The 19461-nt window shown below is 72.0% G+C and carries 20 protein-coding genes; 9 read left to right on the forward strand and 11 right to left on the reverse strand.

The window, feature by feature from the left end:
- Positions 1-5: 5 nt before the first annotated feature.
- From ACIBVQ_RS33805 to ACIBVQ_RS33815, 3 genes are read left to right on the forward strand one after another with little or no spacing between them, the layout of a single operon-like run.
- On the forward strand, positions 6-260 hold the full coding sequence (locus tag ACIBVQ_RS33805) for an acyl carrier protein (protein WP_352013261.1): 255 nt from the start codon (positions 6-8) through the stop codon (positions 258-260).
- Complete coding sequence (locus ACIBVQ_RS33810) at positions 257-1486, forward strand: beta-ketoacyl-[acyl-carrier-protein] synthase family protein (RefSeq protein WP_362783841.1); 1230 nt, start codon at positions 257-259, stop codon at positions 1484-1486. The genes ACIBVQ_RS33805 and ACIBVQ_RS33810 overlap by 4 nt, the downstream gene beginning before the upstream one ends.
- Complete coding sequence (locus ACIBVQ_RS33815) at positions 1483-2520, forward strand: SDR family oxidoreductase (protein WP_352013263.1); 1038 nt, start codon at positions 1483-1485, stop codon at positions 2518-2520. The genes ACIBVQ_RS33810 and ACIBVQ_RS33815 overlap by 4 nt, the downstream gene beginning before the upstream one ends.
- A 47-nt stretch (positions 2521-2567) precedes the next feature.
- On the opposite strand, the gene ACIBVQ_RS33820 is transcribed toward ACIBVQ_RS33815, so the two are convergent.
- Positions 2568-3170, reverse strand: a complete 603-nt coding sequence (locus ACIBVQ_RS33820; RefSeq protein ID WP_352013264.1) for a superoxide dismutase family protein — start codon at positions 3168-3170, stop codon at positions 2568-2570.
- Between the two features lie 141 nt (positions 3171-3311).
- Entirely contained in the window at positions 3312-4592 is a 1281-nt protein-coding gene (gene lysA / locus ACIBVQ_RS33825; RefSeq protein ID WP_399182530.1) for a diaminopimelate decarboxylase, read from the reverse strand.
- Between the two features lie 144 nt (positions 4593-4736).
- Between lysA and ACIBVQ_RS33830 the strand changes: the two genes are divergently transcribed.
- The 6 genes from ACIBVQ_RS33830 (at position 4737) to ACIBVQ_RS33855 (ending at position 11339) form a co-directional block, all read left to right on the forward strand.
- The gene (locus ACIBVQ_RS33830; RefSeq protein WP_352013266.1) at positions 4737-5621 is read left to right on the forward strand and encodes an ABC transporter substrate-binding protein; all 885 of its coding nucleotides are present in this window, start codon (positions 4737-4739) and stop codon (positions 5619-5621) included.
- Positions 5612-6550 (forward strand): amino acid ABC transporter permease, encoded by a 939-nt coding sequence (locus ACIBVQ_RS33835; RefSeq protein WP_362911850.1) that lies wholly within the window; start codon positions 5612-5614, stop codon positions 6548-6550. Before ACIBVQ_RS33830 ends, ACIBVQ_RS33835 begins: the two co-directional genes overlap by 10 nt.
- Positions 6550-7341 carry an amino acid ABC transporter ATP-binding protein gene (locus ACIBVQ_RS33840; protein ID WP_352013268.1) on the forward strand — a complete coding sequence of 264 codons (792 nt, stop codon included), beginning with the start codon at positions 6550-6552 and terminating at the stop codon, positions 7339-7341. The genes ACIBVQ_RS33835 and ACIBVQ_RS33840 overlap by 1 nt, the downstream gene beginning before the upstream one ends.
- Complete coding sequence (locus tag ACIBVQ_RS33845; RefSeq protein WP_362783855.1) at positions 7338-8942, forward strand: D-aminoacylase; 1605 nt, start codon at positions 7338-7340, stop codon at positions 8940-8942. Before ACIBVQ_RS33840 ends, ACIBVQ_RS33845 begins: the two co-directional genes overlap by 4 nt.
- Positions 8939-9736: a serine hydrolase gene (locus ACIBVQ_RS33850; protein ID WP_399182533.1), complete on the forward strand. Its 798-nt coding sequence runs from the start codon at positions 8939-8941 to the stop codon at positions 9734-9736. Before ACIBVQ_RS33845 ends, ACIBVQ_RS33850 begins: the two co-directional genes overlap by 4 nt.
- Positions 9737-9914: 178 nt before the next feature.
- Positions 9915-11339 (forward strand): amidase, encoded by a 1425-nt coding sequence (locus tag ACIBVQ_RS33855; protein WP_399182535.1) that lies wholly within the window; start codon positions 9915-9917, stop codon positions 11337-11339.
- A gap of 7 nt (positions 11340-11346) precedes the next feature.
- Here the strand turns inward: ACIBVQ_RS33855 and ACIBVQ_RS33860 are convergent, their stop codons facing one another.
- From ACIBVQ_RS33860 to ACIBVQ_RS33900, 9 genes are all read right to left on the reverse strand, one after another.
- The gene (locus ACIBVQ_RS33860) at positions 11347-12258 is read right to left on the reverse strand and encodes a LysR family transcriptional regulator (RefSeq protein ID WP_362911854.1); all 912 of its coding nucleotides are present in this window, start codon (positions 12256-12258) and stop codon (positions 11347-11349) included.
- A 147-nt stretch (positions 12259-12405) separates the two neighbouring features.
- The gene (locus ACIBVQ_RS33865; protein ID WP_352013273.1) at positions 12406-12750 is read right to left on the reverse strand and encodes an RNA polymerase-binding protein RbpA; all 345 of its coding nucleotides are present in this window, start codon (positions 12748-12750) and stop codon (positions 12406-12408) included.
- A 146-nt stretch (positions 12751-12896) separates the two neighbouring features.
- Positions 12897-14243 (reverse strand): MFS transporter, encoded by a 1347-nt coding sequence (locus ACIBVQ_RS33870; protein ID WP_352013274.1) that lies wholly within the window; start codon positions 14241-14243, stop codon positions 12897-12899.
- Between the two features lie 54 nt (positions 14244-14297).
- Positions 14298-15089, reverse strand: coding sequence for a glycerophosphodiester phosphodiesterase (locus ACIBVQ_RS33875; protein WP_352013275.1), 792 nt, complete (start codon positions 15087-15089; stop codon positions 14298-14300).
- Between the two features lie 83 nt (positions 15090-15172).
- The gene (locus tag ACIBVQ_RS33880) at positions 15173-15745 is read right to left on the reverse strand and encodes a TrmH family RNA methyltransferase (protein ID WP_362911856.1); all 573 of its coding nucleotides are present in this window, start codon (positions 15743-15745) and stop codon (positions 15173-15175) included.
- A 55-nt stretch (positions 15746-15800) separates the two neighbouring features.
- Positions 15801-16412 (reverse strand): methyltransferase, encoded by a 612-nt coding sequence (locus ACIBVQ_RS33885; protein WP_362783870.1) that lies wholly within the window; start codon positions 16410-16412, stop codon positions 15801-15803.
- A 32-nt stretch (positions 16413-16444) separates the two neighbouring features.
- The gene (locus ACIBVQ_RS33890) at positions 16445-17392 is read right to left on the reverse strand and encodes a VWA domain-containing protein (RefSeq protein ID WP_352013278.1); all 948 of its coding nucleotides are present in this window, start codon (positions 17390-17392) and stop codon (positions 16445-16447) included.
- Positions 17389-18348 (reverse strand): DUF58 domain-containing protein, encoded by a 960-nt coding sequence (locus tag ACIBVQ_RS33895; protein ID WP_399182539.1) that lies wholly within the window; start codon positions 18346-18348, stop codon positions 17389-17391. The genes ACIBVQ_RS33890 and ACIBVQ_RS33895 overlap by 4 nt, the downstream gene beginning before the upstream one ends.
- The gene (locus ACIBVQ_RS33900; RefSeq protein ID WP_399182541.1) at positions 18345-19349 is read right to left on the reverse strand and encodes an AAA family ATPase; all 1005 of its coding nucleotides are present in this window, start codon (positions 19347-19349) and stop codon (positions 18345-18347) included. The genes ACIBVQ_RS33895 and ACIBVQ_RS33900 overlap by 4 nt, the downstream gene beginning before the upstream one ends.
- Positions 19350-19461 lie beyond the last annotated feature (112 nt).

Raw genomic sequence — 19461 nt, forward strand, 5'->3', positions numbered from 1 at the left:
CGACGATGAACCGAGCCGAAATATCCGAGTTGATGATCGAGAAGGTGTCCGAGGTCCTGGGGGTCGACCAGGCCGAGATCGGCGAGCAGACGGACCTGGGCGCGGAGTACGCCGTGGACAGCCTCGAACTCATGGAGATCGGGGCACGGCTCGAACGGGCGCTCGGCGTCCGGATGCAGATCGAGGACCTCCTCGACATGCGCAACATCGGTCACGCCGTCGACCTGGTGGCCGCGCGGATCTCGGCGCACCCGGCATGAGCGGCCGCAGACGGGTCGCGGTGACCGGCCTCGGGGTGAAGTCCCCTGCGGGCAACACCGTCGAGGCGCTTCTGGGGCGGCTGATCGAGGCCCGGCCGACCGCGGCGACGGTCGAGGAGCTGGTCAGGAACGAGGTCGCGGTGACGTTCGCGTGCACCGTCCCGGAGTTCGACCTCGACCACTACCTCACCCTCCGCCAGCGGCGCCAGATGGACCGCGGCACGACGCTCGCCCTGGCCGCCGCGGCGGACGCCGCCGAGGGGGCCGGGCTTGAGGACCTCGCGCCCGAGCGGGTCGGGGTCGCGGTCGGCACCGGGGTCGCGGGCCTGGGCGCGACCGAGGAGGTGCTGCGGCGCTGCGAACACGACCCGGCCAGGATTCCGGCGTTCACCGTGCCGCAGATCATGTCGAACTCCGCGGCCGCCAGGATCGGCATGCGGCTGGGGGCCAGGGGCACCACGCTGACCTACGCCACCGCCTGCGCCAGCGGGGCGACGGCCATCGGCGAGGCCATGCTCAAGATCCGTTCCGGTGAGTGCGACGTCATGGTCGCCGGGGGTGTCGACGCTCCGGTCACCCCGATGGTGATGGCCTCCTTCGCGCGGATCGGCGCGCTGTCCGGCCGCAACGACGACCCGGCGGCTGCCTGCCGTCCCTTCGACGCCGACCGCGACGGCTTCGTGATGGGGGAGGGCGCGGCGTTCCTGGTTCTTGAGGACTGGGAGCACGCCAGACGGCGGGGCGCCGCCGTACTGGGGGAGGTGCTCGGCTACGGGAGCACCTCCGACGCCCACCACATCGTCGCGCCCCGGGAGGACGGCGAGGCCGCGGCCGCCTGCATGGCCATGGCCGTACGGGACGCGGGGCTGTCCTTCTCCGACGTGGGCCACGTCAACGCGCACGGCACCTCCACCTACCTCAACGACCGGGCCGAGGCCCGCGCGCTGGCCACCTGCTTCGGCGACCGCTGCCCGCCGGTGACCGCCCCCAAGGGCGTCGTCGGTCATCTGATCGGCGCGGCCGGGGCACTGGAGGCGGTGATCTCGCTCGGTGTGGCCCAGGCGGGGCTGGTGCCGCCGGTGGCCAACTTCGGCAAGAGCGAGTGCGCCGACGGGATCGACCTCGTCGCGGGGGCGCCGAGGCGGATCGGCTCGCCGGTCGCGCTGTCCAACTCCTTCGCCTTCGGCGGGCACAACGTGTCCCTGGTGCTGCGGGCCGCCGTATGAGCGACCGTGTGGGCGGCGCGCGGCGGGTGCTGCTGACGGGATCGACCGGGGTGGTCGGCACCGAGCTGTGCCGTGCCCTCGGGAGCGCGCCCGTCGAGCTGGTCCGGGTGGCCAGACGCCCCCAGGGGGAGGGCGAGATCGGCTGGGAGATCGGCGTCCGGCCGCCCCCCGAGGAACTGCGGGGCCCCTGGGACGTCGTCGTGCACGCCGCGGCCTCCACCCGGTGGACGATGAACGCGCAGGAGGCGCTCGACTCCAACGTCCGGCCGCTCGACGCGGTGCTCGGCCTGCTCACGCCGGAGACCCACCTGGTGCACGTCTCGACGGCCTACGTCGGCGGCTCCGACGACCCCTACGCCAAGGACGAGGGGTTCGGGCGCTACCGCAACGGCTACGAGTGGTCCAAGGCCAGGTGCGAGGAGCTGGTGCGGGAACGCCACCGGGGCCCGGTCACGATCGTACGGCCGCCGCTGATCCTCGGCCGGGACGACGACGGGTCGATAGCCCGCTTCTCCGGCCCGTACACGCTGCTGCAGACCCTGGTCTCCGGGCTCGCCGCGGCTGTGATCGGCGAACCGGGGGGATACGCGGAGGTGGCGCCGGTCGACCTGGTGGCCGACGTGATCGCGGAGGCCGTCACCGGGCCGCCGCCGGAGGGCCTCAGGGTCGAGACGATCGCGGGCGGCGGCGCCTGCATGACCCTGCAGACGCTCCTGGACGTCACCTGCGGCACGCTCAACGGCTGGCGCGCGGAACGGGGCATCCCGCCGGTGGCCGTGCCGCCGTTCATCTCGCCCAGGCGCTGGCACCGCTTCTTCCTGCCCTTCGCCGAGCAGCACCTGTCGCCCATCCAGCTCCAGGCGGTGCGGCTGCTGGGCATGTTCGAGAGCTACACCAGCATGGCCGACCCGTTCGAGCCGACGCGTCAGGTGACCGACCCGGCGGCGACCCTGGCCAGGTCCGTCCTGTGGTGGGCCGACGCCAAGCCGCGCCTGGCCTCGCGGATCTCGGAACCGTGGGGCCTGATCGCCTGAGACCCCTCCCAGGCCCGGTCCCGGCGAGGACCGGGCCGGGGAACGGGTCAGCGCCCGGTGATCACGCCGCAGCCGATCCGCCCGCCCGCGTCACCGGTCTTGAGCGTCGCCTCGTCCGGCCCCGTCTTGCCGTTGGCGTCGGCGTAACGGGAGGGGATGTTGGCGAGGTTGTCGGGCAGGCCGTGGACGATGACCGCGCTGCCGTCCTTGTCGAGGAGCTGGCCGACCCGGAAGCGGTCGGTCACCACCGACGCGTTCCCGGTGCCGTCCGCGCCGACCAGCAGGGCGGGCAGGTCGCCCGTGTGGTCGCCGTGGCCGCCGGTGCCGAGGTTGAAGTGGCCGCCCGCGCTGAAGAAGGGGCTGCCGGTCGCCGGATCGGTCGACTTGGGGTCGCAGATCCCGGCGGTGTGGATGTGGAAACCGTGGTAGCCGGGGGTCAGGCCCTTGACGGCCACGGTCACCCTGGACTTGCCGTAGCGTTCGTGGTCGATCCTGAGGGTGCCGACGGCCGCCCCCTCGGCGTTCTTGATCACGGTGTACGCCTGGTATCCGGAGTGGCCTGACGCCGATTCGGCCGCCGCCGCGGCGCCGACGGAGACGACGCCGGCGCCGAGGGCCACGATCAGGGCCAGATGGGTCTTGCGTAACATGGCAGACCTCCCTTGGGTCCGTGCTGGGTTGTCCGTGAGCGGTCTTTCAGGGAAATCCTTCTGCACGCTACGGTGCCGACGCCGTATCTGGCCGGATTCGGCCGGTAACGGGCACCCAGAGCACGGTGAGGGCCGGGAGGCTCAGACGTACAGCCGCAGGAGGTCCTCCTCGGTCTCCCTGCGCACGATCACCCGGGCGGACCCGTCGCGGACCGCGACCACGGGCGGGCGCGTCACGTGGTTGTAGTTGCTGGCCATCGAGCGCTGGTAGGCGCCGGAGGCGGGGACGGCGAGCAGGTCGTCCGGCCGGACGTCGGCGGGCAGCGGCAGGTCGCGGACCAGGACGTCCCCGCTCTCGCAGTGCTTGCCGACCACGGTGACCTCCCGGGCGGGGGCCGAGGAGGAGCGGGAGGCCAGGACCGCGGTGTAGGCGGCGCCGTACATGGCGGGGCGGGGGTTGTCGCTCATCCCGCCGTCCACGCTGACGTAGGTGCGGGCGCCGGGGATCTCCTTGACCGTGCCGACCTCGTACAGCGCGACGGCGCTCGGCCCGGCGATGGAGCGGCCGGGCTCGACGGCCAGCCGCACGTGGGCCGGTACGGCCTCGCGCACCGCGGCGATCACCTCGGCGGGACGCGGGGGGAGCGGGTCGCCGGGCCGGTGGACGATGCCCAGGCCGCCCCCGAGGTCGAGCTTGGGGATCGTCACGCCGTTCTCGTCCTCCATGGTCCGCAGGAAGGCGGCCATCCGGCGCGAGGCCAGGGTGAACCCCGCCAGGTCGGTGATCTGCGAGCCGATGTGGGAGTGCAGCCCGGTCAGTTCGAGCGACGGCTCGGCCAGGACCCGGCGGACGGCCTCGGCCGCGAGCCCGGCGCGCAGTGAGAAGCCGAACTTGGAGTCGTCGCCGCCGGTGGCGATGAACTCGTGGGTGTGCGCCTCGACCCCGGGGGTGACGCGGATCATGACGCTCTGCCGTACCCCCGCCTCGGCGGCGACGGCGGCCAGGCGCCCGATCTCGGCGAAGGAGTCGACGACCACGCAGCCGACCCGCCAGGAGACGGCGCGGAGCAGCTCGGCCGGGGACTTGTTGTTGCCGTGGAAGACCACCCGCGCCGGGTCCATGCCGCCGGCCACGGCCACCGCGAGCTCGCCTCCGGTGCACACGTCGAGGCAGAGCCCGGCCGTGTCGAGCCAGCGCACCACCTCGGGGCAGAGGAAGGCCTTGCCGCCGTAGTGCACCTCCCCGTCGGGCAGCGCCCGGCGCCACTCGGCGCAGCGGGCCAGGAAGTCCTCCTCGTCGAGGACGTAGGCGGGGGTGCCGAACTCGGCGGCGAGCTCCCGCACGCCCACCCCGCCGATGTGGAGTTCCTCACCGGCCCACGTCGTGGTGCGCGGCCAGCCGTTCTCGATCACCAAGGTCATGGGGTCGAAGGTAGGGCTTTAAGGCATTTGTCCGGTCTGAGCATCGAAGTTTTCGATGCTCAGACTCGCAAGCATTCACCTGCATTGGGACCGTTACCTGCCGTCGGCAGCATAAGCTCAACTATTCGCAAAACAGGAGCTTAAATGACAAAAAGGACTTATTCCGTCATTGCTGCCGCCCTGATCGTCACGGCGCTCGCGGGCGGTTGCGGGCGCTCGGCGTCGGAGACGGACGCGAACACGGGCGCGGCCGCCGCGGCGGGCAAGACCGCCAAGGACCTGGTGCCCGAGGCCGTGCGCAAGACCGGTGAGCTGCGCATGGCGACCTCGGAGGGCTACCCCCCGATGGAGATGTACAAGGAGGGCACCCAGGAGCTCATCGGCGTCGACCCCGACCTCGCCGCCGCGATCGCCGCCAAGCTGGACCTGAAGATCAAGGTGACCAACGCCGCCTTCGACGGCCTGATCCCCGGCCTGCAGGCCAAGCGCTGGGACATCGTCATGTCCTCCATGAGCGACACCGAGGAGCGCCGCGCGGCCGTCGACTTCGTCGACTACTTCAACGCGGGCGGGGCCGTCATGGTCAAGAAGGGCAACCCCGAGGGCGTCAAGAACCTTGAGGACCTGTGCGGCCGCGTCGTCGTGCTCGCCAAGGGCAGCTCGAACCTCGCGATCGGGCAGCGGCAGAACGACAAGTGCGCCAAGAAGATGCAGATCATGCAGAGCGAGGACGCGCCGACCGGCCTGCTGAGCATCGACTCGGGCCGCGCGGTCGCCACCATCGTCGACTCGCCCGTCGCCGCCATGTACGCCAAGGAGACCGGCAAGTACGACGTGCTGCCCGAGCAGTACGACGCCGGACCCTGGGGCATCGCGATCGACCGCAACAACGCGGGCCTGCGCGACGCCGTCGCCAAGGCCATGCAGGAGCTGCTGGCCGACGGCGGCTACAAGGAGGTCCTCGAAAGGTACGGCGTGACCTCAAACGCCGTGTCCGAGACGATGGTCAACACCAAGCCGTGGAAGTGACAGGCGCCCCCGAGGTGGCCACCGGCGCGCGGACGGCGCCCGAACCGCACCTGCCCATCGACGCGATCCGCCCGCCCAGGCCCGGCAGGTGGATCGCGGCGGTGGTCGCCGTCTTCGCCATGGTCTGGCTGCTCTACACGATCATCGTCAACGAGAACCTGCACTGGGACGTCATCGTCGAGTACCTGACCGACGGCAGGATCCTCGGCGGTCTGTGGGTCACCATCCAGCTCACCGTGCTGTCCATGGTGATCGGCCTGGCGCTGGGCGTTCTCGCCGCCGTGATGCAGCTGTCCGGCAGCCCCGTCCTGCGGGCCGCCTCCGGGCTGTACACCTGGTTCTTCCGCGGCACCCCGCTGCTGGTCCAGTTGATCTTCTGGTTCAACATCGGGCTGGTCTTCCCCTCCTTCGGCATCGGTGTGCCCTTCGACGGCCCCAAGCTGATCGAGTGGCAGGCCAACGAGCTGATCACGCCCTTCACCGCGGCGCTGCTCGGCCTGGCCATCAACGAGGGCGCCTACATGGCCGAGATCGTCAGGGCGGGCATCCGCTCGGTCGATCCGGGACAGCGTGAGGCCGCCGAGGCGCTCGGCATGTCGCACCGGCAGGTGCTGCGCCGGGTCGTGCTCCCGCAGGCGATGCGTGTGATCATCCCGCCGACCGGCAACCAGTTCATCTCGATGCTCAAGACCACCTCGATGGTCTCGGTCATCGCCGGAGCCGAGCTGCTGACCGTCTCCCAGCGCATCTACCTGGGCAACTTCGAGGTCATCGCGATGCTCATCGTGGCCTCCATCTGGTACATCGTGCTCACCACCATCGCGAGCGTCGGCCAGCACTTCATCGAGAAGCGGTTCGAGCGCGGCCACCACGCGCTGCAGACCAGGGTCCGCCGCAACCTGCGGCCCTTCGGCAAGGGGAGTGTGTGATGGCCGCGGCAGTCACCGGGAGCGCGTCCACGCGGCCCATGGTGCGGATCCGTTCGGTGCGCAAGTGCTTCGGCCCCGTCGAGGTGCTCAAGGGCATCAGCCTCGACGTGCCCGTCGGCGGCGTGGTCTGCGTCGTCGGCCCCTCCGGCTCGGGCAAGTCCACGCTGCTGCGCTGTGTCAACCGCCTGGAGACCATCGACTCGGGCCGCATCTGGGTCGACGGCGACCTGATCGGCTACACCGAGCGGGACGAACGCCTGCACCACCTGCGTCCCGCCCAGCTGTGCGCCCAGCGGCAGGACATCGGCATGGTCTTCCAGCGCTTCCACCTGTTCCCGCACCGCACGGCGCTGGAGAACGTCATGGAGGGCCCGGTCGTCGTCAAGGGCGTCCCCAGAGAGGCCGCCAGAAGACGGGCGATGGAACTGCTCGAACGGGTCGGCCTCGCCGAGCGGGCCACGCACTACCCGGCCCAGCTGTCCGGCGGCCAGCAGCAGCGCGTGGCGATCGCCCGCAGCCTGGCCATGGACCCCAAGCTCATGCTCTTCGACGAGCCGACGAGCGCCCTGGACCCCGAACTGGTCCAGGAGGTCCTGGCGGTCATGCGGGACCTGGCGGCCAGCGGCATGACGATGATGGTGGTGACCCACGAGATGGGCTTCGCCCGCGAGGTCGGCGACAACCTGGTCTTCATCGACGGCGGTGTCATCGTCGAGCAGGGCGACCCCCGGCAGGTGCTCGCCAACCCGGCCAACGACCGCTTCCGCGCCTTCCTCGGGCAGGTGTTGTGAACCACTTCGACCTGCTGCTGCGCGGCGGCCTCGTGATCGACGGGACGGACTCCCCGGACGCCGCGCGCCCGGCCGACGTCGGCGTCGCCGGCGGACGCCTCACCCTGCTTCCCCCGGGAGCCCCGGCCACCGCCGACGAGGTCGCCGACGTGACCGGCCTGGCCGTCGCCCCCGGCTTCATCGACGTGCACACCCACTCCGACGGCGTCACCCTGATCGACGGCGAGCTCGGCCGCGAGATGGTCATGGCCTCGGTGCTGCAGGGTGTGACCACCGAGATCTCCGGCAACTGCGGTTCGAGCCTGTTCCCCGCGCTGCCGGGACGGCTGGCCGCCATGGGCGCGGAGAACCGGGTCTACTTCGGCGGTGACGTCGGCATGTACGAGGGGTTCGCGGAGTTCGGCGCCGCGCACGCCGCCGTGCCGAGGGCCAACCACCTGGCCTCCCTGGTCGGGCACGGCACGCTGCGCAGCGGGGTGATGGGCCCCGTCGACCGGGCGGCGACCCCCGAGGAGCTTGAGGCCATGTGCCTGCTGCTCGACCGGGCGCTGACCGCCGGGGCGGCAGGGCTCTCCACCGGGCTGATCTACACCCCCGGCACCTACGCGGGCACGGACGAGGTCGTCGCGCTCGCGGCCGTCGCGGCCCGGCACGGCAAGCCGTACGTCACCCATCTGCGTGACGAGATGTCCCGGGTGGAGGAGGCGCTTGAGGAGGCCGTCGAGATCGCCGCCAGGAGCGGCGCCCCGCTGCACGTCTCCCACCACAAGACGGCGGGAAAGTACGCATGGGGCCGTACGGAGCGCACTCTCCCCAGAATCTCCACTCTTCGTGCAGACGGGATGGATGTGACATGTGACGTCTATCCCTATACTGCGGGGAGTACGGCGCTGGGCGCGATGCTTCCGCCATGGGCTTCCGAGGGCGGGATCTCCGCGCTGACGGCACGCCTGGCCGACCCCGGCCAGCGCGACCTGATGCGCCTTGCCATCGCCGAAGGTGTCCCCGGATGGGAGAACACCGTCGGCAACGGAGGTTGGGATCGCATCTCGATCGCCTGTGCGCCGCGCCACTCCGAAACGGAGGGGCTCACGATCGCCGAGCTGGCCGTCACCCGCGGCCAGGACCCCCTCGACGTGGCCGCCGCCCTGCTCGTCGCCGAGCAGGGCGAGGTCACGATCATCAGCCACTCCATGGTCGAGGAGGACGTACGGCGGGTGCTCGCGGCGCCGTACTCGATGATCGGCTCAGACGGCGTGCCCAAGCCGGGCGGACGTCCCCACCCCCGCTGGGCCGGGACCTTCCCCCGGGTGCTCGGCCACTACGCCAGGGACCTGGGGCTGCTCAGCCTGGAGACGGCCGTGCACAAGATGACCGGCATGGCCGCGGCCAGGTTCGGCCTGCGGGGGCGCGGTGTGATCGCCGACGGCGCCCACGCCGACCTGGTCGTCTTCGACCCCGCCACGATCGCCGACCACGCGACCTTCACCGACCCGCTCCTGCCGCCGGCCGGGGTGCACCGGGTGGTCGTCGCCGGGCGGACCGTGGTCCGCGACGGCGCGGAGACCGGCGCCAGGCCGGGAAGGGTGCTGGCCGCATGAGCGCCGAGGTGGTGGACCAGGAGGGACCGGGCACCCTCGCGGTCTCGGTGCCCGGGCTGCTCGCCCTCCGGGAGGACACCGAGATGGTCCTCGCCAGCGCGGGCAAACTGCTGCTGCTGGCCGTGACCGCCCGGCGGATCGTCTCGGGGGAGCTCGACCCCGCCGAACCGGTGGAACTGCGCCAGGAGGACCGCTGCGGCGGCTCGGGGCTGCTCGGCCTGTTGTCGGCCCCCTCCTGGACGGTCGCCGACCTGGCCGTGCTCGTGGCCTCGGTGAGCGACAACACCGCGACCAACGCGCTGCTGCGCCGCGTCGGCCTGGAGGAGGTGGCGCGCGGCGCCGCCGAACTGGGCTTCGTCCGGACCCGTGTCCTCGACCGCATCCGCGAGCCCCGGCTGCCCTCGCACCCGCCCACCTTCGCCGTCGGCACGGCGGGTGAGCTGGCCGCGTTCGCGGCAGGGCTCGACGGGCGCACGGAGTGGACCCGGCTCATGCTGCGCTGGATGGCGCACAACGGCGACCGGAGCCTGGTCCCGGCCCTGCTGCCGCACGAGGCCGAGGACCGTGAGGTTCCCCAGGCGCCTCCCCGGGGGATGGTGTGGGTGGCCAACAAGACCGGAACCGACACCGGGGTGCGGACCGACGTCGGGGTGATGATCGGCCCCGGCGGCAGGATCGGCTACGCCGTGCTGGCCAACGGCCCCGCCGGGAGCGAGCACGCCCTGGTCCGGCGCGTCCGCGAGGCGGGCCTGCGCGTCGGAGCCCTGGCCGGGCTCACCGGACAGGACTCCTGAGGCCCCGTACGGCGGGCGGCTCCTCCGTCCGCCGTACGGGCAGGGAACCCCGGCTATTTGTCGCTCTTCGCCAGAAAAGCCCAGTAAACAGTGGAAATCCATCGCTGGAACGCGCTAACACTGTTCGAAGGCAGGAGCGGGACGACATGACACGGGCCCGCCGACGGGAGGAACGCCAGTGGAGCTCCACGAGTACGCACGTCACGACGCCGTCGGGCTGCGGGACCTGATCGCGGCGGGCGAGGTGACGGCGGCCGAGGTCGAACAGGCCGCCAGAAGGGCGCTGGAGGCGGCCGACGCCGAACTCAACGCCCTGGCCCTGCCGCCGTTCTCCCCGGCGCTCGACCACGCGGCGGACGGGCCGCTCGCGGGCGTGCCCTTCCTGATCAAGGACAGCGGGCCGATGGCGCGGGGTGTGCCGTCCTTCCTGGGCAGCAGGGGCCTGGAGACGGTCCCCGGCCACGACAGCGAGCTGATGACCCGGCTGCGGGCCGCGGGCCTGGTCACCCTGGGCCTGACCACCGTGCCGGAGATGGTGGTCAGCTTCTCCACCGAGTCGCTCAAGCACGGGCCGACCCGCAACCCCTGGGACCTGGAACGCGGCGTCGGCGGATCGAGCGGCGGCGCCGCCGCCCTGGTCGCCGCGGGCGCCGTGCCCCTCGCGCACGGCACGGACGGCGCGGGCTCCATCCGCGTCCCCGCCTCCTGCTGCGGCCTGGTCGGGCTCAAGCCCAGCCGGGGCCGTGTCTCCAGCGGCCCCGACGCCGCCGAGGTGACGTTCGGGATGTCCTGCGACTTCGGGCTGACCCGCACCGTCAGGGACGCCGCCGCCCTGCTCGACGCCGTCCACGGCCCCGCCGCGGGCGACAAGTACACCGCGCCGCCCCCGGCCAGGCGCTACACCGAGGAGATCGGCGCGGACCCCGGCAGGCTGCGGATCGCCGTCACCACCACGGCCTGGTCGGGCGCCTCGGTCGACCCCGAGGTGGCCGCCGCGGCGGTCGCGACCGGCAGGACCCTGGAGGGAATGGGCCACCTCGTCACCGAGGCGAGCCCCGAGGTCGACTGGGACCTCGTGATCGGCGGCGTCGTGCCGGTCGCCGTCGCCTGCGTCGCCTCGGCCGCGGCCCCGGGAACGACCCCTGGGACGCCCCCTGACCCCGAACGGTTCGAGGCGGTCACCAGGCACGCCCTCGACGTCGCCGGAGACCTCGGCGCCCTCGACCTGATGGGCGCCCTCGCCGCGCAGAACCGGATCAGCCGCTCCGTCGGCGCCTTCTTCACCGGGCACGACCTCCTCATCACCCCCACCCTGGGGCAGCTGCCCGCGCCGCACGGAACCCTGCGCTACGACGACCCCGGCCACACCATGACCAGCTGGCACGAGAGCCTCTTCGAGTACGGCCCCTTCACGGTGGTGTTCAACATCGCCGGGCTGCCGGCCGTCAGCCTGCCGCTCGGCTGGAGCCGGGACGGGCTGCCGATCGGCGTGCAGCTGGTCGCGCCGTACGGCCGTGAGGACCTGCTGCTGCGGCTGGCCTCCCACCTGGAGGAGGCCCTGCCCTGGCGGGGCCGGGTCCCCGGCGTCTTCACGGGCGCCTGAGCCGCGCTCAGCGCAGGGCGTTGCGGATCTGGGCCGAGGCGTCGCGCAGATAGTCGATGAAGGACCGCAGCGCCGGGTTGGGGTTCGTCGGCCGGACCGCCGCCCCGATCCTGCGGTAGAGCCTCGGGCCGTCCAGGCGGCACATCTGGATGCCCGAGGCGCCCTGCGCGCCGAGACTGGGCACGAGGGCGACCCCCAGCCCGGCCCTGACCAGCCCCAGCGTCACCTCGTAATGGTCGCTGCGGCAGCGGATCGTCGGGTTGAACCCCTCAAGGGCGCTGGCCCGCTCAAGGACCGAGACCGGGGTGTCGGTGCCGTAGGTGGTGATCCACGGCTCATCGGCCAGGTCCGCCAGCCGTACCCGCGGGCGCTGGCCGGCCGGGTGGCCGAGCGGTACGACGAGCAGCTGCGGCTCGTCGAACAGGTGGGTGACCTCGACCCCCTCCGGGGCCTTCCACGGGTCGAGGGCGTGCTCGAAGACCACCAGCACGTCCAGGGCGCCGCGCTCCAGGTCGGGCAGCAGCTCGTGCGGCTGGCCGAGCACCAGGTCCAGCTCGACGGCGGGATGACGGGCGGTGAAGGTCGACAGCGCCAGCGGCAGCAGCCGGTATCCGGCGGAGGCGAAGAACCCGATCCGCAGCTGGCCCGCGTCGGCCCTGGCCTGGGCCAGCAGGTCCTTCTCCGCCGCCTCGATGATGTCCAGGACCTCCTGGGCCCTGGTCGCCAGCCGCCGTCCTGCCCCGGTCAGCCGCAGGCTCTGCGCGCCCCGCTCGACCAGGCCGACACCCGCCTCCTCCTCCAGCTTCGACAGCTGGTGGGACACGGCGGACGGCGAGAGCCGCAGGACACGCGCTGCCCCGGCTATGCTCCCGGTCCTGAAGACCTCAAGGAGCACCCGCAGGCGTTGACTGCTCAGCACGTTTTCAGTATCGGCGCAGGCAGGGGGTGCCGAGCACGGGGCGCAAGGACCGGAAGGTGAGACGAGAAGGTGAGAAAAAAGGGCGGAGACGCCGACCCCCGGCTCCTCGACCGAGGAACCGGGGGGACGCGAAGGGCGCGGGCCGGGTCAGGCGCTCTTGCGGCGCTGTGCGCGCAGGATGGCCAGCCGCTCGTTGAGGACCTCCTCCAGATCCTCGATGGTGCGGCGCTCAAGTAGCATGTCCCAGTGGGTCCGCGGGGGCTTTACCTTCTTGGTCTCCGGCAGTTCTCCGTCCACCCGTAGCGCCGTCGCACCGCACATCCGGCACTCCCAGGTCGCCGGGATCTCCGCCTCGGCGGCGAGGGGAACGTCGAATCGATGGCCCTTCGGGCAGGTGTAGGACACCTCCTGGCGCGGGGCCAGATCGGTGTTGCGGTCGTTCTCGTAGCTGGTCGCCCCGAGTCGGGTACCGCGTAGCGCACGCTCGCCCATGTCTCAATGCCTCCTGAGGGCCCCGTCGTGAGGGGTTCGTCTCCCACGGCGTACAACGCTTGATACCGTGTGTGGATTCCCACACCCGGGGTGATCCAATCGCGCCTTCTTGACCCGGTCTGCGGAGAGAGCCGTTCTCGGGCCGCTCAGATGCGCTCGGGAACCCTGTTGCCCGCGGCTCTGATCGCCTTCGGCAGGTTGATCGCTCCCAGCGCCACCAGGCCGACCAGGAAGAACACCAGCAACGACAGCACGCCGAGCCGGTAGCTGTCGGTCAGCTGCAGGGCCACGCCCAGCGCGAAGGAACCGAGAAACGTCGAACCCTTGTCGCTGATCTCGTAGAGGCTGTAGTACTCGGCCTCCTTGCCCGCCGGGATCACATGGGAGAACAACGAACGCGACAGGGCCTGGGTGCCGCCCATCACGATCGCGATCGCGAAGGCCAGCGCGAAGAACGGCAGCGCCGAGCCCCTCGGCAGGAAGTAGGCCACGCCGACCACGGCCATCCAGGCGACCAGCGCGCTCATCACGACCCGCTTGGCCCCGTAGGAGGAGGCCAGCCTGCCCAGCAGCAGGGCGCCGCCGAAGGCGACGAACTGCACCATCAGGATCGCCGCGATCCGCGAGGTCTGGCTCAGCCCCAGCTCCTTGTCGGCGTAGGTGGCCGAGAAGGAGATGACGGTCTGCACGCCGTCGTTGTAGATCAGGTAGGCCACCAGGAAGGCCAGCGTCAGCGGGTACCTGCGCAGCTCCGCGAGCGTACGGCCCAGCTGCCTGAAACTGCCCGTGACGACCGTGCCGTGCGCCCCGGCCGCCGAGCCCGGGTTGCGCAGCCTCAGCATCGGGATGATCGTGAACCCCGCCCACCACAGGCCCGCCGAGGCCAGGCAGATGCGCACGGCGTCGGTCTCGGAGACGCCGAGGGTCTCGTGCCCCAGGAAGAGCGCCAGGTTGAGGGCCAGCAGCAGGCCGCCGCCGAGGTAGCCGAAGCCCCAGCCGCGCGCCGAGACCCGGTCGCGTTCGTCGGCGGTCGAGATCTCCGGCAGGAACGAGTTGTAGACGACGAACGCCGTCGAGAACCCCAGGCTGGCCACGATGAACAGCACCCCGCCCAGCAGGTATCTCCCGTCGGAGACGAACCACATGCCGACCGTGGCCCCGGCGCCGACGTAGGCGAACAACCCCATGAGCTCCTTCTTGCGCCCGGTGTGGTCGGCCAGGGCCCCGGCCACGGGCATCAGGATGATCTGCAGGACGGCCGCCGCCCCGACCACGAAGGAGTAGTAGGCGCTGGGCCGTACGTCGAACCAGAGCACCGGCACGTACGGCCTGCCCCCGGCGGCGTTCTCGGCGATCGTCGTCAGATAGGGGCCGAGGAAGACGGTCAGCACGGTGGAGTTGAAGGCGGAGTTCGCCCAGTCGTAGAAGTACCAGCCGCGCTGCTGCCTGCGGCGGGCGAGGGGGGATTCCTCGACGGCCTGTCCTGCGGTCATGGGCGTCCTTTGCTCACGGGGGGACGGGGGGTCGTGCGCTCACGGAGAGAGGGGTCAGGCGGCGCCGGGGTGCCACTGCCCTCGGGCCTGGAGCACCTCGCGCAGACCGGAGATGTTGTCGGTCATCACACCGTCCACCCCAAGGTCGAGCAGGCGCTCCATCTCCCGGGGGTCGTTGACGGTCCACACGTGGATCTGCATGCCGAGGGCGTGCGCGGTGCGCACCAGCGCGGGCGTGGTGACGCGCAGCCCGCGAAAGCCCAGCGGGACCTGCGCGCACGGCACGCCCGCGCGGGCCAGCCGGGCCAGCAGGCGGCCGTAGCCCGAGGTGGTGGCCGCGGCGCGCAGGGCCGCGACCCCGCGCGGCCCCAGGGAGGAGCAGACCGGCCTGCCGACGGCGGCGCGGGCGCGGGCGAGCCGCTCGTCGGAGAAGGACGTCAGGCAGACCCTGTCGTAGGCGCCGGTCCGCCTGATCGCCTCGGCCAGCGGGGCGATGGCCGAGGCCTCCTTGACGTCGATGTTGAAGCGCGCCTCGGGCCAGGAGCCCAGCAGGTCGTCCATGAGCGGGATCTCGTCGACGCCGTCGATCCGCGCCTGACGCACCAGCCGGTACGGCAACTCGGCGATGCGGCCCCGCCGGTCGGTCACCCGGTCCAGGGTGTGGTCGTGGAAGGCCAGCAGCACCCCGTCCGAGGTGGCGTGCGCGTCGGTCTCCAGGTAGGTGTATCCGAGCTCGACGGCGCGGGCGAACGCGGCGTGGGTGTTCTCCCGGCCCTCGGCCGCCCCGCCCCGGTGGGCGAAGGCGAGCGGGCCGGGATGGTCGAGGAAGGCGTAACGGGGCTGCACGTGCAGGAGTATGCCCGTTACGGGCACGGCCCGTCATCGCCGGAAGCTGAACGTTCGGGAACCACCCGCCTCCGGCGGGCCGCTCACTGCCCTCCGGTCACCCCGCCCCCGGCCGGGAGCCCGGCCCACTCCCTGCGGCGCGCCTCGGCGACCGCGATGGCGGTCGCGACCGCCACGTTGAGCGAGCCGACCCGGCCGACCTGCGGGATGTAGCAGACGGCGTCGGCGGCCTCAAGCAGCGCGGGGGAGCAGCCGTGGTCCTCCCCGCCGACCACCAGGCACACGTCACCGTCCAGCTTGGCCTCGTGCAGCGGTACGGCGTCGCCGGTCAGCTCGATCGCGACCACCGTGAACCCCTCGGCCCTGGCCGCCCGCACCGCCTCCGCCGAGGGGACCGGCTCCTCCCAGGCGACCAGGCGGTCGGTGCCGAGGGCGGTCTTCTGCGCCTTCGGGTTGGTCGGGGGGGTGGCGTTGCCCGCCAGCCAGATCCGGTCCACACCGAACGCGGCGGCCGTACGGAAGATGGAGCCGATGTTGAACGGGCCGGTCACCGACTCGACGATCAGGGCCAGGCGTCCCCCGGTGTTCCTGCGCCAGGTGCGGTTGAGCCGCTTGACGTCGGTCGGCCGCAGCTGCCTGCGCGGGTTGGCGGTCATCGGTCGCTCACCGTTCCTCGTCCGTTGTCGTTCTTCGTCTCGCCCATCGGCCCGCTCACCGCTCCTGGTCCGCGGGGCGGGCGCCGACCCGGAGGATCCGGTAGGAGGAGCGGGAGGCGGCGCGCTCGGCGGGCCAGCCCTGATCGTTCAGCCAGCGCTGCAGGGAGTCGGAGCCCAGGTGCTTCTGGACGACCAGATGGGCCTGGCCGTCCGGGGTCAGCCGGGACAGCCAGCGGGCCAGCATCTCGTGCAGCGCGGCCTTGCCGATGCGGATCGCCGGGTTGGACCAGATGGCGGAGAAGCGCACCTCGGAGGGGACCTCGTCGACGTGCACCGACCTTACTTTGTCAAGGGCGGCGGTCCGGGCGTTCCTCGCGCAGAGCTCAACAGATCTGCGGTTGACGTCCACGGCCCACACGGTCGCCTCAGGGGCGCGTGAGGCCATCGTCAGCGCGATCGGCCCGTAACCGCAGCCCAGGTCGAGCAGGTCGCCCGTCGCGGGCGGGGCGGGCACACTCTCCAGCAGGATGCGGGTCCCCTGGTCGACCCGCTCGGGGGAGAAGACCCCGCTGTCGGTCTCAAGTCTCAGGTGCAGGTCGGGGAGCACGAGCGTGACCGAGCCCGGGCGGCTGGCGGTCTGGGGACGCTCCTCGAAGTAGTGGGCCACGTCGTAGAACGTTACCAACGGTGGAGACCCGGTCAGGGCAGCCGTGATCCCAGCAGCCCCGCCGTCACGGCCACCAGCAGCCCGGTCACGATCGCCGCGACCACGAACCACTGGCTGACCTCCTGGTTGACCGTGCGGTAGCCCAGCGAGGTGCCGATCTGCTCGTACACCTCCCGCAGCTGGCTGCCCGACTCCGCCTCGTAGGCCCGTCCCGAGGTGCCCTCGGACAGGGACTGCAGGGTGGTCTTGTTGACCGGCACGTTCACATCGCGGCCGTCGATCGAGACGGTGCCCTCCTGGGTGCCGTAGGCGATGGTCGAGACCGGCACGCGCGCGTTCATCGCGGCGTCGATGGCGTCGCCGACCGAGCGGCCCGAGGTGTTGTCGCCGTCGGACAGCAGCACGATCGCCGCGGGCGGCGGGTCGGTGACGGCCTGCTGGTCGAAGGAGCGCAGGGAGTCGATCGAGCTGAAGACCGCCTCGCCGATGGCGGTGCCGGCCCTGGTGGTGAGATTGCCGATGGAGGTGACGACGGCCTGGTGGTCGGTGGTGGGGGAGACCACGACCGAGGCCGAACGGGCGAAGGCGACGACGCCGACGTTGAAGCGCTCGGGCAGGTCCCTGACGAACCGCTGGGCCGCCTCCTTGGCGGCGCTCAGCCTGCTCGGCGGGACGTCGGCGGCCTCCATCGACAGCGAGACGTCCATCGCGATGATGATCGTGGCGCGGTCGCGCGGAACCCGTACGGAGTCCGCGGGCCGGGCGGCGCCGACGACCAGCAGGCCCATCATCAGCAGGAACAGCAGCGGAGCCAGGTGCCTGCGCCAGTCGGGCCCGGAGGGGGCGACCAGCGTCAGCAGCGGCAGGTTGGTGAAGCGCACCGCGTAGCGCCGCCGGGCGAACTGGGCGACCACATAGCCCGCGACGAGCAGCGCGAGCACCGCGAACAGCCACAGCCACGCCGGTGAGAGGAAGGTCATCTGGCCGCTCCGGGGACGATGGACCGGTGCGCCAGGTGGGCCGTGCGCCGCTGCCGCAGGACGAAGCGGGCGATGTCCGCCACCCAGTCGCGGTCGGTGCGCAGCACCAGGTGCGAGACCCCGCAGCGCCGCAGCGCCACCGCGGTGGCCTCCCGCTGGGCGGCGGCGGCCCGCGCGTAGGCCGCGCGGACCCTGCCGGTCAGGCGGATCCTGCGGGCGTGGCCCGTCTCCGGATCGGTCAGGGTGACCAGGCCGACCGGCGGCAGTTCGAGTTCACGCGGGTCGATCACCTCGACGGCCAGCACCTGGTGCCGGGCGGCCAGGCGGCGGATCGGCCGTTCCCAGGGCGGCTCGGCGCCGGGATCGAGGACCGGGGCGGCGTCGAGGAAGTCGGAGACCACCACCCGCAGGCCGCGCCGCCGCCGCGCCGAGGCCAGCACCTCGATCGCCTCGGCCAGGTCGGGGGCGTCCGCGACGGGACGGCCCCTGGGCGCCTGGGCCAGGGAGTTCAGCAGGCCGTACAGGGCGGGCCTGCCGCCTCTGGCGGGCATCCGGTGGACGTACTCGTCGTGCAGGACGTAGGCGCCGAACCGGTTGCCGATCCGGCTCGTCAGGAAGCCGATCGCACCGACCGTGGCGACCACCAGGTCCCTCTTCTCCATCGTGTCCGTGCCGAAGTCCATGCTGGGCGACAGGTCGGCCAGCGCCCAGGTCTCCAGCTCCCGGTCGGCGATCAGGTCGCGCACGTGCGGGACGGTCGTGCGGGCGGTCACCGCCCAGTCCATCCTGCGGATGTCGTCCTCACCGGGGACGTAGACCCTGCTGTCGCCGAACTCGCCGCCGGGGCCGGGCAGCAACCCCTGGTAGGAGCCGTGCAGCAGGCCGTCCAGGCGTCTGACGATGGTCAGTTCGAGCCGCCGCAGCGCCCGCTCCGAGGCGCCGGTGACGCCCGTCACCGTGAGTCCTGGTTCCACACGACCAGGGGCGGGGGCACGGCCGCCAGCACCCGCCCGACCACGTCCTCGGGGTTCACCCCGTCGGCGAGGGCGTCGAAGGTGAGCATCAGGCGGTGGGACATCACGTCGGCGGCCACGTCGCGGACGTCGTCGGGCAGCAGGTAGTCACGGCCCCGCAGCAGGGCCAGGCCACGGCCTGCGGCGACCAGGCCGAGAGTGGCGCGGGGGCTGACCCCGATCTCGATGTCGTCGGCCAGCTCCGCCAGGCCGTACTCGGCGGGGGAGCGGGTGGCCATCACCAGCCGGACCACGTAGTCGGCGACCAGGTGGTGCACCGACACCTGTTCCGCGGCGGCCTGCAGCGCGATCAGCCGGGCCGGGTCGAGCACGGTCCTCGGCTCAGGCGGGGTCACGCTCATCCGGTGCAGGATCTCCAGCTCCTCGTGGGCGCTGGGGTGGGCGACCCGGATCCTGAACAGGAAACGGTCGCGCTGGACCTCGGGCAGCGGGTAGACGCCCTCGGACTCGATCGGGTTCTGGGTGGCCAGCACGATGAACGGCCTCGGCAGCCGGTGGGTGCGTCCCGCGAGCGTCACCTGGCGCTCGGCCATGACCTCAAGCAGCGCCGACTGCACCTTGGCCGGGGCGCGGTTGATCTCGTCGGCCAGCAGGAAGTTGACGAACACGGGCCCGAGCTCGATGTCGAACTCCTCGCGGGAGGGATGGTAGACCCGGGTTCCCACGATGTCGCTGGGCACCAGGTCGGGGGTGAACTGGATGCGGGCGAAGTCACCGCCGACGACGGTGGCCAGCGTCGAGGCCGCCAGCGTCTTGGCCACCCCGGGCACGCCCTCCAGCAGGCAGTGGCCACGGGCGAGCAGGGCGACGAGCAGGCGTTCGACCATGTGCTCCTGGCCCACGATGACCCGCCGGACCTCGGCCAGGGCCTCGCGCAGCAGTCCGGCGTCGGTCTCGCTCGGCAGTTCTTCCGCGACGGTCATGTTGACATTCCACCAAATGAAGTGCCGGGTCGCACGGCTGGTCGGGTGCCCATTTCCCGTTCCTACCCACAACGCGGTGCCCGTGTGGACGAAGGGACGTCCGCGCCGTGTG

The organism is Streptosporangium sp. NPDC049376, assembly GCF_044466505.1.
Classification (GTDB): domain Bacteria; phylum Actinomycetota; class Actinomycetes; order Streptosporangiales; family Streptosporangiaceae; genus Streptosporangium.